Genomic DNA, 14,331 nt, shown 5'->3' with positions numbered 1-14,331 from the left:
TACGATCAAAGCCTCTGTTCCAGATCATGGGACAGAGGCTTTTTTCGTGATGAAACTTTCGTCAACGCATGACGACGGGGGCATTGTCGTTGCTGGTGGGGCGAGGAGGTGGCGGGAGTTTGCGTTTCATGTCTTCATCGGTGACGGAGAGGCGGATCGTGCGGATGTACTGGCCGCGGTCGGCGTCGGAGCAGATGAAGACGAGGGATTGGCCGTCCGGGGAAAAGAGCATGCGCTCGACTTTGGTATCGCCCATGCCGCGGGAGGCGATCAGGAGTTTGCTGTTGATGGGAGTGCCGGTTTCGCGGTCGAAGAGGATCGCAGATCCGCTGCCGGGGACGGCGACCCAGGGGAGGAAGGGGTGATAAGCGAGTTCGGTGGTGACTGCTTTGTCTTTCGTTTCGTAGTTGACTCCAGACGTCGAGAGATTGCTGGTGGAAAAGCCAACGAGGTTCTTGGAGAACTCAGGCGTTCCGACGTGAGATAAATACGAAATGCGCTGCCCATCGGAGGACATGCGGATGCCGTTCCCATTGCCACCGGCTTTGCGGACGACTTTATTGAGAGTGACGGCGGTCCCGAGGTTCCAGGAGAGGATCATGTCGATGTTGCCGTAGTCGGGGATCTCGATCAGACGCCAGTCGGGGTTGATGTGGTAATTGGTTCCCTGCTGATAGATGTCGCTGTAGCCGGTATAAAGGGTGCGACCATCGGGTGAGAGGGTGACCCATTTGCCGATGATCCCAGGAGAGGTGACGGTCGATGTCTGCTCATCGACAGCGAGGACGGAGTAACGTGGCAGTTCGTTATCGTGCTTGATGCCGATGTAGCTTTTGTTATCAGCGGGATGGATTGCCAGATCGGTGATTTCGAGCACGCGGGTCTGAGTGGTAGTCATGTCGATGGACTTGATGACGGCCATTGATGTTTTATCAATGACATCCAGCACGGGGGTGGGAGCGTTCGCGACGGCGATGAATGTATTCGGGCGTTCTCGAAGAAAGGCGTATCGCTTGGGAAGGGTGAGTTCTTCGATGACCGTCAAGCCATCGGAGCCGAGGCGTTTCAGAGAATCACCTTGAAGGAGAAGCAGAGAGTCATTGAGTCCCGGTTCAAGTGAGTAATGATCGATGACGAGCGGCAGGAACGCGAACTCGTTGAGTTTCGAGAGGTCGCCTTTGACAGTTGCAGCGAGTTCTTTCGAGATGACTTCGACATTGGGACGAATGAACTCGGTCGAGCCATTCTGCTGGACGCGGAATTTCAGCTGATGGACGCCGACCTGCTCTGCGGTTGGAGCCCATTGAATCTCGAATGACTTCGAGAGGGCAAACCCATTTGGCGGCGAGAGAATTTCGACGACCGTTCCTTCAGGAACAACCAGTTTATGGCGCAGTGACTTTCCGACCGCCGTGAGAGCAGGAAAGTCTCTGAAGAGGCCGTTCATCTCTTCGGGACCCGTCTCTGTGCTGGTCGGTGTCGGTGAGTTACTGGACATGGCCCGAGAGATGCTGGGTGTGTTGAGAAGGCTGGAAACGGAACTAAGTGGAGATGTGTGTGCGGTGAGAATTTCCCCGCCTTCGCGTGTGAGCAGGAAGAATCTCAACGAGTCGCCCTGGGTGATGGCGATCGGGTGGTCAAGGATGTAATCGCGGAAGCGATACGGGAGCATGTAGGTTTCGTCGATTTTCTTGGAGTAGCCGGTGGCGAACTTCGCACGTCGAGAGCCGACTTCGGGAAGGCCGGTCGCTAAGCGGTGGGCTGAGATGCTGTTTTCGGAGAGTTTGTAGACGAGCTTCTGGGACATATCTGGAATGATCAGGTTCGTGAGACCAGCATCGAAACGTTTCTTGGTCTCGGCCCCGATCTGGGTTGGGGGAGAGCCGCCGTAGACGATGTTGTTACTGATCCAGAACGAGCCCGGATGGGGTTGGTAAACGTAACCAGTCTGCGAGTGGCCACCTCGGAAGACGGCCTTGGGATCGCCGTTGAGAAAGTCGGCAAAGGAGTAACCCGTCATACCGCCGGAGGGGCTGAGATTGAAAGACTCCTGAGTGAGGGCGATACGACCATCGTGGCTGACGTTGGCGAGCGCATACTTACCGATCTGCTTGATGCGGTCGGTCTGAGTGTTGAGGACGATGGTGTAGGCATCTTGATAAGACGCCTGTTTGCCGGGACCGTGGCAGGTGACGATGATCATGTCATTGAAAGCCTTGCCAGAAGCAGCGGCCATGTGAGCGATGCCGGGCTTCTTCACATCGAGCAGGTTGGTCATTTTCCAGTTGGGACCATTGGAAAAAACGCTGATCGTTCCTTCGCTGACGTTGGCGACGAAGACCTTGTTGTCGCGGCTGAGAATGGATCGAGGGGATTTTGTTCTGGCGACGCTCTGCTTGCCGGTCGCGATGTCGTAGAAGGTGACGATGCCATCGGCTTCATGGGAAATGACGAGAGTCTGATGGTCTTCGGTGAGCGTGATGAAGGTCGCGGGATTGTCCATCGGGAGAACCGCGAAATCGACGGAATCGAGCTTTGGCGTATCCAGAGTCGGGACTTCCTCTGGCTTGGGCTTACCAGACGGAGGGGTCATGTTTTGATTGGGACGGTTCGGTATTGAGGGGCGGGAATTCGAGGGAGGGGTAATTCGGGTGAACGAGTTTTTCTTGTCAGGTTGAGTTATCACGGACTGTTGGGGAGAGACAATCGGCGTTGATTCAGCAGGTGGAGGTGTTGTTTCTGCTTGCCTGCTGGCGACGTGGGTTTGTGTAACTGTCGACGTTGATTCGACGGGAGGCGAGGTCGGGGATTTGGCTGTGTCGGATGGCACAGAGGGCTTGGCGAACTGCATGCCAATAAAGAAGACGAGGATGAGGACGAGCATCCCCCCTGCCCCGCCGACGGCGGCCATGATCGGTGAGATCGTGATTTGCGAGTTCGACGTCTTGAGCGGCGGCGCGTTGTCGATGAACTCGAGTTCGTCCAGGACTTTCATGGAGGCCTGGCATTTCGGGCATTTGATTTTGCGGCCTTCGATGTTTCCTTTGACATTTGCTGCGTATCCGCAAGCAGTGCAGACAACCCTGTTCGCCATCATCGCCCTTTTTACTCAGTCACTTCGCCCGTGAGCACAAATTATTTTTGCATGCGTTCTTTGATTTATTAGACGCAGTATCTGGGAACTGCCCAACAAATGTTCGTTGAAACATGGATGGATCGCATGTATACATGATGCTAACAGGAGTAATGCGGGCGTGGAAGACAAAATAACGGTTCGATGTACCAATTCGTCGTGTGGAGTGAAGTTTCGCGCGCCCCGTTCCTTTCTGGGAAAGATGGTGGCCTGCAAGGCGTGCGGGAATCGTCAAAAAGTCGAGGAGCATGATGAGGCGAGTGAGCGTGCTCCCAAGCCTGCGGCTCTGCCCTCCTCGGTGGCGGGGTGGAGCAATGCGCCTGCGGCGTCGCTAAAATATGGGGATGAGCCGGAAGAGGATTCTTTTCGAGGGGGACTCGAGTTTGAGGATCTGCCCGATTCGCGTGCACCGGTGCTGACCGGACGGACGGCGGAGGGGATCGTGCGGGATACGCTGCGGTATCCTTCGTTGCATAAGTATCTGGGATTATTGAAGGCGGTTCAGAAGATTCTGCTTATAATAGGTCAGGTTGCTGCCGTGATCGTTACGCTGGCAGGTTTGATCGTCGCGATCTCGAATCTCGCCGCGTCCTACAGGCATCCACAATTTGAGAATACCGTTACGAATCTCCTTTTGCTGTTCGCCAAGTTCCTCCTGGAATTCGGTGCAGCGGCATTATTGGGGGGAATCATCTGGTTGATCACTTATCTTGGATACCTCGTCGCGATGGCGGGGATCGAGATTGTTTATGTTCTGATTGATATTGAGCAGCATACGCGGATTTCGCGGGCGCATATTGAGCGGGAGGGGCAGCGGGCCGGGTGACGAGGCTGTCGCTGGTGTGTTGTTTCCTGGAACTGCAGACTTTTGATTGAGATAAAAAATTCATGTCGACTGTGACTTCTTCTTCCGCCAACGTGACTCGGTTACTGCCGCATGTGACGTGTCCGCATTGCTGGAATGAGTTTCCACCTCAGGATTCGTACTGGATCTCGGAACATCAGGAACTGATCGGCGATGAGCGATTCTCGGAGACGAGTGTCGAGCAGTTGAGGTTTCTGCCGAGTCACTTTACTCCCGACGGGCAGGCGATCGATGCGCGGGGATTCACGTGTTATCGTCTGGCCTGCCCGCGGTGTCACCTGGAAGTTCCTCGCAGTATGCTGGAGATGAAGCCGATCTTCATTTCGATCTTTGGGGCGCCGGCGTCCGGGAAGACGTACTTTCTCGGGGCGATGACACATATGCTGCGGCAGGTCTTGCCGCTGCAGTTCAGCATGGATTTCTTTGATGCAGAAGCGTCCATGAACCGGATGCTGAAGAGTTATGAGTCGGACATGTTTGTGAATCGCGAGCCGGATAAGGCGTGCATTCCGAACTCGCTGATTCGTAAGACGGAACAATCCAACGAGGAGCTTTACTCGACGGTTCGGTTTCAATCTCAGACGGTGACTTATACCAAGCCGTTCATCTTCAATCTTTCGCCGAATGATCGTCACAAAAATTCGGAGAGTGCAGCGCTGAAGGCGAGTATTTGTCTGTATGACAATGCGGGGGAGTCGTTTCAGCCGGGGCAGGACCGGGTCGATAATCCGGTGACGCGTCACATGTCGAAGGCGCGTTTGTTGTGCTTCATGTTTGACCCGCTGCAGGATGTCCGGTTTCTGCAGCGAAACGGGCTGGCGGGGGATAACTATCAGCAGAGGGCGCTGTCGAATCAGGAGGAAATCTTCCAGGAAGCAGCGGGGCGGATTCGTCGGTATGCCCAGATCCCGCAGACGAAGAAGCATGATGCGCCGCTGGTGGTGATCGTCACGAAGTCGGATCGGTGGGGGCATCTGCTAGGGCCGTTGAACCCGATCAATGAGCCTTATGTCGCGGACAAGACGGGGAAGAAACATGCGATTGATATTCGTCATGTCAGGAAGGTCTCCGATGCGACGCGTGAGTTGCTGCTGAGGTCGACGCCCGAGATCGTGACGGCGGCAGAGAGTTTTGCGAGGGAAGTGGTCTATGTCCCGATTTCGACATTTGGTCATGAGGCGCTGCATGGGACCAGCGAGGGGCAGATTCGGCCTCGCGATATCAATCCGGTGTGGGTGAGTGTGCCGATCGTGTTTGCTCTGGGTGAATGGTTCACCGGTTACATTCCCACAGTTCGCTAATTATCGAGACGTCAGTCATGGCATTGGAACTCCTCTTTACGTCGGCTGTACAGGGACTCAAGTCCGGGTCTCAGGGGTATTGCACGGTCCAATGCACGCAGGCGATGCCGGGGCCGCTGGCGGAGAGGCTGGAGGCGCTCAGTGCGTACCGGCCGATCTATCCATCGCAGTCGGAGCAGGCGAAGTTGAATCCGGTCAATGTGGCATACTGGCGGATTCGTGCGGTGGGGAAGACGTTCCCGGTGTTGTCGCGGATTGCGGACTATGGGCTGGACTATTCTCAACGAACGAACAAGCTGGCGCATCACCTGGTGCTCGAGCCGAGTGAATTGAACGTCGCGGGGCCGGCTGCGATTGCGGCGTCGGGGGCGGCGTTTGTGACGCAGTGGAATCAGAAGGTCGAATCGATCCAGCAGCCGAGGCGACTGCCGGTGGCTGCTTCGACGGTGGGAGTCTGTCGTCACTGGCAGACGGTGATGGGAGATGCGGGCTGGGCGGGGGTGGTGGCTGAGGAGATCATCAAAGATCAGAAGCAGCCGATTTTTCTGATCTTCGAGCCGGGGCAGGAGGTGTTGCCGCTGATCGTCGAAGTGCAGAGTCTGCTGCCGGCGGCGCTGCGGTGGAAGTCGACGTTCAGCACGTATCTGACGTATCTACCGCCGGAAGCGGAGTGTCAGATTCGGTGCCTGCTCAAGGGGTCGAAGGAGGCGCATGAGTCGCTGCGTCATGTGAATTCATTGCGGATTGATCTGACACAGCCGAAGTCGGCGCCATCGGGGCCGTTGGCAGAAGCGGCGCGGACGGGGGTGATGCCGGTCCAAGTGAAGAAGCCCGAAGCCGCGACGGCGTTTGACTATGAAAGCGACGAAGAGCCCCCTGCTCTGCCGGGGCATCAGAGTTTCGCGGCTGAGCCGTTGCAATTGCAGGTGGATGAGAGCGGGCGCAGGCCGGGGCCACGCGGACGACGCAAGCAGTACAGCGCCGCGCCGGTGCTGCCCCAGAAGCGAGGGATGGGGCTTTATATCGCGGGTGGGATTTCGGTGTTGGTGTTGTCGCTGGTAGGCGGCGTGGTGGCGATGCAGTTTTTGAAGCCGGGGATGGAGAAGCCGAAGGGGGCGGTGGAGAATGTGGTGCAGACGCCAGTGATTAGTCACCCGGAGGCGTCAGTGGCTGTGGTTTCCGAGCCGGTGGGGAGCACACCGGCTTCGAATATGGTTGAAGTACAAACTCCCATTTCGGAGCCAAAGTCTAGCGTGACTGTAGACACTATACCAAACCCGTATTCGAGTACGGATCCTATTCCAAGTAGCGAGATGGCCTCGAATGGAAAAGTGGCCAGCGGCGAAAAGATGGCTGTTTCAGCTGACGCTTCATCAAATGAAACTGACCGCGGTAAAAAAGAGGGTGAAGATGGAAATAGTGGGCCACAAATAATCATTGCGTACCCTGTTGATGCAGCAGTCTTTCCAATTAAAGAAAATGAGATTCGATTCACTGACATAGGCGGTACACGTGTTGATATCACGAATGGAAGAAATCTGAGAATGCTTTTCTCGAAGTTCAACTATGCGGACGATGGGCAATCGAAGTATCTCTCATTCGATCCTGCAAAGAATGACATTGTCACATCTGCAGTCTCAAATCCTGACAATCCATTTCGATCGACGAATGTTTTTCATGTGGAGGTAAGAGATAACGCGGTCGGATTAACTCATAGAAACTTGAAAGGAATGGATAACCCACGGATTCAAACATTACTTCAATCTGTCGCAGTAATGGAATTAGGGGACTCAACCGTTTATCTCCCTTTCTTTAAGCCGAAGACCGTTACCTTGAGCTGTACACAATCTCGATCGAAGACAGATGCTGAGTTGATAGATAACGTTCAAGATGTGTGGGATGCTACGGTCAAAATCTCCTGGGATGAGGTTGTGCAATCCTTTGACGTGTCAGAGATGAAGGTGCGTCACTCTAAAGGACAAGATTATTCGTTGAAGTATGATGATGAGAGCAAATCGACTTGGATAGCATCCGAGACCCAATCGGCCATTACACAATACGACAATACCCTTACCAACGAAGAGCTGATTGGCGCGGCTCGCGCTATAACCTGGTCAAAGGAAGTGAAAGAACTGGAATACTATCACGATGCCACTCCGCTCTCCGTTCCCAAATGGAAAATTGTTGTGACCGGAAATCGTCCGACAATCTCATTTGTTACCGATAGTACGTTCAACGATGGCTTGCAAAAGCGGATTACGATTATTTCCAGCCAGCTGCAGAACAAGGCATATAGTGTCAAAATAGCACCGGCAGATCCTACAAACGTAATGCAGCAAGCAAGCGTTGAGAATTTCATTGAGAAGAGAGAAGACTTCTTGGCAAAGCTTGATGCTAATAAGAAAGTCTTGGAAGAACTTCAGGCTGCGACAATTACCGTCACTGGGGCAGTTCGCTATACAGTCCATGATAAAGTACGTGACAAAGACATGACATTTGACTTCATTCGTTTCAAGGAGCCACAATAATGAAACCGGCTCAGCAGCTCATTGATGAGGTTCGTCGGTTTCTGAAGGGGAGCCGGCGGGATTTGACGCCTGGGGTGGAGGAACTGTTCAGCGAGTTTCGTGAGCAGTCGGCGGTGGCGAATCAGCGTTTGCGGAATTGTCTGCAGTTGATCAGTACGGGGTTTCCTGCGGAGGCGATTCAGAGGGCGGAGGAGCAGCCTCCGGTGGTCGAACTGGCGGCGGTGCTGGGGAGTCTGGATGAAGCGGAGCTGCATGAAGTCAACGAGATTCTGTCGTTCAATGACCAGCCGACGATTGATCCGATTGCCCTCGATTGTCTGGATCACATCAATGATGTTTACAACCAGTATGCGGGGGTGGCGGATCTGCTGTCGCAGTTTCGGTTGATGAATCTGCAGCGAAAGCCGCTCAAGGAGCGTTTGCAGAAGCTGAGGCAGATCTGTCAGCAGCAGTCGGATGATCTGTCGTGGGCGAACGATCTGAAGGCCTTTGAGCAGGCGCGGATTGCGGAGATTCAGTCGGACTATCGCGTGGCTGTGAAGAACAAAGACAATGCGACGCTGGCGGAGCTGGCGGACGAGGTGAATCGGTCTGCGTGGACGATTGCAGTCCCCAACGGGTTGGCTCAGACGATTCGCGGGGCATCGGTGCAGGTGGAACGGGGGCAGAGTTCGGTCCGGCTGAGGGAGATTTCAAATAGCCTGTTCGATGCGCTCAATAGTCGTGATCTGGAGGAAGCCAGGCGTCTGACTTTGGAATGGGACGAGCTGCAGCGTCGGGCGCAGTTGCCGCCGGATGATCCGGCGGTGATTCAGTCGTCACCGGCGCGGGAGTGGGTGGCGGAGGAGAATCGTCGTAGTCAGTCGCAGCGAGAGTTCAACGAGCAATTGCAGAAGTTCGAGAGGCTGCTGTTTGCGTCATCGGGACAGGCGAGTGCGCGAACGCATGACCAGCTGCAGCAGACACTCAATCAACTCGAGCGTCATGACATCGAGATCCCCGAGCGACTGATGCGTCGGTATGAGCAGTTGAATAAGGATTATGTCAGTACGCGTGGCAAGAAAAGAATGGTGATCGCTGCGGGGGCTGCGGTGCTGATGCTGTTGATCGCGGCGGGGATTGGCTGGGCTGCGGTCAGTTATCAGGACCAGGCGCGGATGACGACGGCGATTGCGTCGGTCCAGGCGATGCTGGATCAGGGGGACGTTGTCGGGGCGAGAAAGCAGTATGACCAGCAGGCGGGCGCGTGGACTGATCCTGCCTGGGTGGGGTTGTCGAGTTCGATCGATACGCTGGCCAATCAGCGGGAGAGTCTGATTGGGCGATTGAATCAATGGTATCTCGATGCAGGAGCTGCGAACTCGATGGGGCAGCTGGATGGCCTGATCACGCAGGCGAAGGGGTGGTACGAGGGGACTGTTTTCAAGTCGAGCCTGGAGCCTGATTTTCAGACGAAGGTGTTGCAGATCCGTCAGAAGCTGAGCCAGCAAATTGCCGAACGGGAGGCGATCGTGCGCGGGGAGATTCAGAATCTGCAGGCCCAGCTGACGAAGCTGGATCTTGCGGCGAGGAATATCGCTGCGCCGGACGAGTATGCGGCTTTGGATCGGAAGATCACAGCCGAGATTGCACAGACGGAGAAGAAGCTGGTGGGGCTGAATCCGAGTCTGTCGGAGCAGCTGGCGGCTGTGCGGTCGACGTGCAGTCAGCTGCGTTTAGAGAACATGAAGATCGGTCAGCAGAGAGACATGATTCGCGGGATCCTTGCGGCGGCGAATATTCCTGATTCGAGTGGACAGCCGGAGCAGTCGCTGAAGACGTATTTTGAGAATCTGGCGCAGTTCGTGGCGAAGTTTCCCAATGATGCGCTCTCGGCGCAGTTTCAAAATGTTCCTTCGCGGGGGGCGCTGGAGCAGATCCTGGCGTGGCAGAGCCTGGTCCGACGTCATGGTGGACTGGAGCCGAGTACGAAGCCGGACTGCGAGCAGAGGCTGGCTCAACTGAGTGATTTTGAGAAGAAGGTGACTGACCCGGCGATTGCGAATCGGGTCAAGAAGTTGCGGGAGTACTGGGAGCATATTCTCGCGCGAGATGAGCAGTCGCTGGCGAGATTCATGACGGCGCGGCATATGTCGGGGGTGTATTTTCTGGACGTCAATGACTTTCCTCGTGTGGGGGATGTGACGCGTTATTACACCAAGGAACGCGAGCAATACAGCGGGTCGATTGCGAACATCAAGTTTTTTCGGATGAAGAATGGTGTCTATGAAGAGGACATCAAGAGTGTCCACGTCGATAAGCTGAGATCGAAGACGCCGCTATTGTCGCCGCATGCGAAGCTGGCTGATGAGATTCGGGAAGCGGTGCGTTCGATTCGTATTCCTGACTGGGAGAAGAGCATGCAGGATCTTCTCACCAAGGTTTACACGACCGAGCAGATCGATCCGATTCTCAAGGGGCGGCTGGTGTATGACCTGCTTCAGGTCGCCAGTAACGGGAGTGTGTTTCTTGAGACGCATCTCAAGGAGTTCATTGATCGCTTTGATAATGACCGGTTTGATTTCAATGTCGACTGGACAGACCCTGCCAATGAGTTTGCGTCGACGCATCGCGAGTATGCGACGACGCTGCTCAAGGGGATGCCGCTCGAGACGATCGCTGCGAGATTTGCCGATGCTGAGCTGGATAAGAAGGCTTTTCTGAGCCAGCGGGAAGGGCTGTTCAGCGTGGTGGGGGCGATCCTGCCGGATCAGGAGCAGAAGCTGCAGCCGCAGTTTGCGGTCGATCCTGGTAAGCTGCGTGCCAGCGAGATTTTGATTCTTCGTCGTGCGGGCGAAGTCGATGAGTTACTGCCTGTTGGATCTGTGCAACAGGGATCGTTTCAACCCACTGCGACCAGCTTCGATACGCTGGGAGGCGTTCTGCTCTTGGCACGCCCGAAGGAGTCGACGCCATGACGGCTTCCAACACGTATTTCATTCGACTTCGCGGAGTGACGAAGGGGCCGTTGTCTGTGGAGAAGCTGAAGAAGCTGGCTCAGACGGGGCAGTTTACGCGTTCGCATCAGATCTCGACGGACGGGAAGAACTGGTCGGGAGCGGAGGAGTTCAAGGATTTGTTCCCGGTGCGGGCGGCGGCGCCGGTGAAGAGTGTGGGGGTGACGTTGTCGGCGCAGGTCACGAGCTCATCGTACTCGAATTCCAGTTCGGAGGAGACGACTTCCGCACCGAGGACGGAGGAGGTTCGCGAGTGGCAGTATGCGATCGGGCAGCAGCAGAATGGACCTGTGACTCTGGACGAACTACGTTTGATGTATGACGGGCGTCAGATTAAAGCCAACACGCTGATCTGGAAAAAGGGACTGCGAGACTGGATCGAACTGCGTCATGTGATCCCGCTGCCGAAGCAGGCGGGGGTGAGCGGGAAGATGGTGGCGTCGATAGTGGGCGTGGTTGCTGTGATCCTGCTGATGGGCGGTGTGACGTTTGCGCTGTTGAATGGTGACTCGGAGGAGACGACGACCGCGAGTACGAACGGGGCTGGTAACGCTGGTGTGGTGAATGCTCCTCAAGCCGCGCCACTTTCGAATGCTTTGTCGAATACGCTGTCCAGCGTGGCGGAGACGATTCCACCGGCACCAGCGAGCATGCCGGAGAGTTCGACCACGGTCATGGTGACGCCTGTGGAGGTCACGCCGGAGCAGAAGAATGCGCCGGTAGTTTCCAAGCCGATCGAGTCTTCGGATCTGACGAAGCCGGAGGTGAGTCGGGAGTATGATCAGGCGGTCGGGATTGTGATTTCGTACCTGGAGATTACTCAAGGGAACGGGACGAAGACGGAGTTGACGCTGGGGCATGGGACTGGGTTTCTGGTGAACAGCCAGGGGACGATGCTGACTAATAAGCATGTGATCGAGGATCACTCGCTGTGGGAGGCGGCGTCGGTGGCTGGTCGACGCGAGCGTTTGTATGACCTGCATTTGAGTCAGTTCACGGAACTGGTTGCACACGCAGACATCAGCGATGCCAAGAAAGCCGAGATTCTGAGTGAGACGAAGGACGAATTGAAAGTGATCGCGACGAACGTGGAGAAGATCACGCCGAAGCTGGTGGTCTATTTTGGGGATGAGCAGTTTGCAGCGGAGTTGGAGTATACCAGCCATCACTTTGATCTGGCGGTGTTGAAGACGCCTTGCAGGGATCGGAGCTTTTTCGCGTTGTCGCAGGAGAATCGTCAGCCGAAGTTGAGTGATGTGATGTCGCTGGGGTTTCCGGGGGTGTCGATGGCGCCGATCAGTGATGCGGCTCGGGATCTGCAGAAGAGCATTCAGGCGCGGTCGTCGTTTTTGTTTGGTGATCGCAGCTTTACGGATGCGTTCAAGGCGAGGAAGTTCGAGATGACGGCGACGCTGGGGGTGATCAACCTGGTGCAGGAAGAGGTGGAGGGGCTGTATAACGTCCAGCACTCGGCGACGATTCGACAGGGGAACTCGGGTGGGCCGCTGGTGTTGAGGTCGGGGGCGGACAATGGGGTTGTCTATGGAATCAATACGCTGGGGGTGAGAGATACACTGGCTTCGAGTAATGTCGCGTTTCCTGTGGCGCAGATGCGACGAGAGCTTGAAGGGGTGGCGAAGGTGACGGGGCTGGTGTGGAAGTAAGGGTGTTAACAGGGCTTTTCAAAGGGGATCGGGAACAATGTCTGATTCGATGATGAAGTTGCTGCGAGCGGTTCTTGTTCTATTGATGGTGGGTTTCTGCTGGTCGGCGGAGGTTGTGGCTGATGAGCTGTCGCCGGAGCTCAAGGAGTTAGCGGGGAAGCGGGTGCTGTGGCTGGGGGATAGTATTACGCATGCTGGAGGGTATGTTGCGGATGTGGAGTATTACCTGAGGACACGGGGGCCGGAGCTGGGGTTTGAGTTGATCAATGTCGGGCTGCCCAGTGAGACGGTTTCTGGATTGTCAGAGCCGAATCATGCGGACGGGAAATTTCCGCGGCCGGATCTGCATGAGCGGCTGGTGCGGGTGCTGGATCAGTCGAAGCCGGAGATCGTGTTTGCTTGTTATGGGATGAACTGTGGGATCTATCTCCCGCTGGATGAGGAGAGGTTCGGGGCGTACAAGGAGGGGCAGACGTGGCTGCATGAGGCTGCTGTGTCACGCGGGATTCGGATCATTCATGTCACGCCGCCTGTTTATGATGGGGGTGGGAAGGTGTCTGAGTATAGCTACGTGCTGGATGCGTATGCGAAATGGCTGCTGTCGCAGCGCGAGGATGCGGGTTGGGAAGTGCTTGATGTTCATTTTCCAATGGCGCGGTTTCTGGAAGAGCGGCGTCAGGCGGAGCCAGAGTTTGTCTTGCAGAAGGATGGGGTTCATCCGGGATCTCTGGGGCATTGGGTGATGGCGAAGGCGATTCTGCAGGGGATGGGGGCGAAGGATCTGGATGATGTTCGGTCGCAGGAGGATCTCACAAAGTCGCCGGCTGAAGGTGGGAAGCTGCTGGCGTTGTTTACGCAGCGACAGGAGTTGTTGCGCAATGCATGGCTGTCATCGACGGGGCATCTTCGTCCTGGGCTGTCGAAGGGGTTGCCGTTGGAGGAAGCGACTCTGAAGGCGAGTGAACTTAAGGGGCAGATTGATCTGTTGCTGAAGGGGTCTCCAATCTCGAAGAGCGAATCTGAGTGGAAAGGATTCCAGCGAATTGATTTCAAGCTGGGTGAGCGGAAAGCGCATCTTGTATTTCCAAAGAAGATGGCAGTCGGGCATCCGTGGATTTGGCGGACGGAGTTCTTTGGGGCGTTTGATATGGCGGATCAGATGTTATTGAAGGAGGGATGGGTTGTTGCCTACGTTGATATGCAGAATCTGTATGGGTCGCCGATTGCGATGGAGGTTATGGACCGGTTTCATGAGGTCGTGACGAAGGAGTTTGATTTAGCGGAGAAGGTTGTGCTGGAGGGATTCAGTCGAGGGGGGCTCTATGCATTCAACTGGGCGGCGCTGCGTCCCGAAAAAGTCGCGGCAATCTATGCGGATGCGCCGGTGCTTGATTTTAAGAGCTGGCCGGGAGGGAAAGGACGCGGGCCGGGGAATGCGAAGGACTGGGAGCGATGTCTGAAGGCTTATGGTCTGAGCGAAGAAGAGGCGATGGGCTACATGCTCAATCCCATTGACAATCTCAAGGCGCTCGCGGGGGCGAAGATTCCGATCATCATTGTAGCGGGTGATGCGGACAAGGTTGTACCAGTGGAAGAGAATACGCTGATTGTCGAGAAGCGGTACAAAGAACTGGGGGGTGAAATTCGGGTGATCTTGAAGCCGGGGGTTGATCATCATCCGCATAGTCTTGAGGATCCGACGCCGATTGTGGAGTTTTTGCAACAGCATCAGGGGCAGCGATAGGTGTCGGCGGGATGAGGTGTGTTGGTCCTTCATGAGAAATTCAAGGGAATCGCTGATTGAAAGCTGGAGTGATCGGAGATAGCATCAGTGGGAACATGGC

General features: G+C 55.6%; 7 protein-coding genes. 6 read left to right on the top strand and 1 reads right to left on the bottom strand.

What is annotated here, in order from left to right:
* Positions 1-61: 61 nt before the first annotated feature.
* A complete protein-coding gene (locus tag SH248x_RS08290) occupies positions 62-3,097 on the bottom strand; it encodes a YncE family protein (RefSeq protein WP_459558063.1) in 3,036 nt (1,011 codons plus the stop codon).
* A 238-nt stretch (positions 3,098-3,335) separates the two neighbouring features.
* Between SH248x_RS08290 and SH248x_RS08285 the strand changes: the two genes are divergently transcribed.
* The 6 genes from SH248x_RS08285 to SH248x_RS08260 all read left to right on the top strand — a co-directional run bounded on the left by SH248x_RS08285 (position 3,336) and on the right by SH248x_RS08260 (position 14,231).
* Positions 3,336-3,959 carry a hypothetical protein gene (locus SH248x_RS08285; protein WP_459558062.1) on the top strand — a complete coding sequence of 208 codons (624 nt, stop codon included), beginning with the start codon at positions 3,336-3,338 and terminating at the stop codon, positions 3,957-3,959.
* A 62-nt stretch (positions 3,960-4,021) separates the two neighbouring features.
* The gene (locus SH248x_RS08280; protein ID WP_459558061.1) at positions 4,022-5,299 is read left to right on the top strand and encodes a hypothetical protein; all 1,278 of its coding nucleotides are present in this window, start codon (positions 4,022-4,024) and stop codon (positions 5,297-5,299) included.
* Positions 5,266-7,827 carry a GAP1-N2 domain-containing protein gene (locus tag SH248x_RS08275; protein ID WP_459558060.1) on the top strand — a complete coding sequence of 854 codons (2,562 nt, stop codon included), beginning with the start codon at positions 5,266-5,268 and terminating at the stop codon, positions 7,825-7,827. Before SH248x_RS08280 ends, SH248x_RS08275 begins: the two co-directional genes overlap by 34 nt.
* Positions 7,827-10,784: a hypothetical protein gene (locus tag SH248x_RS08270; RefSeq protein ID WP_459558059.1), complete on the top strand. Its 2,958-nt coding sequence runs from the start codon at positions 7,827-7,829 to the stop codon at positions 10,782-10,784. The genes SH248x_RS08275 and SH248x_RS08270 overlap by 1 nt, the downstream gene beginning before the upstream one ends.
* Complete coding sequence (locus SH248x_RS08265) at positions 10,781-12,487, top strand: GYF domain-containing protein (protein ID WP_459558058.1); 1,707 nt, start codon at positions 10,781-10,783, stop codon at positions 12,485-12,487. Before SH248x_RS08270 ends, SH248x_RS08265 begins: the two co-directional genes overlap by 4 nt.
* 37 nt (positions 12,488-12,524) lie before the next feature.
* Positions 12,525-14,231 (top strand): SGNH/GDSL hydrolase family protein, encoded by a 1,707-nt coding sequence (locus SH248x_RS08260; RefSeq protein WP_459558057.1) that lies wholly within the window; start codon positions 12,525-12,527, stop codon positions 14,229-14,231.
* Positions 14,232-14,331: the final 100 nt, after the last annotated feature.

It is taken from the genome of Lacunimicrobium album (genome assembly GCF_052161635.1).
Lineage (GTDB): Bacteria > Planctomycetota > Planctomycetia > Planctomycetales > Planctomycetaceae > SXPC01.
This window is presented reverse-complemented; position numbering and strand designations above follow the sequence as displayed.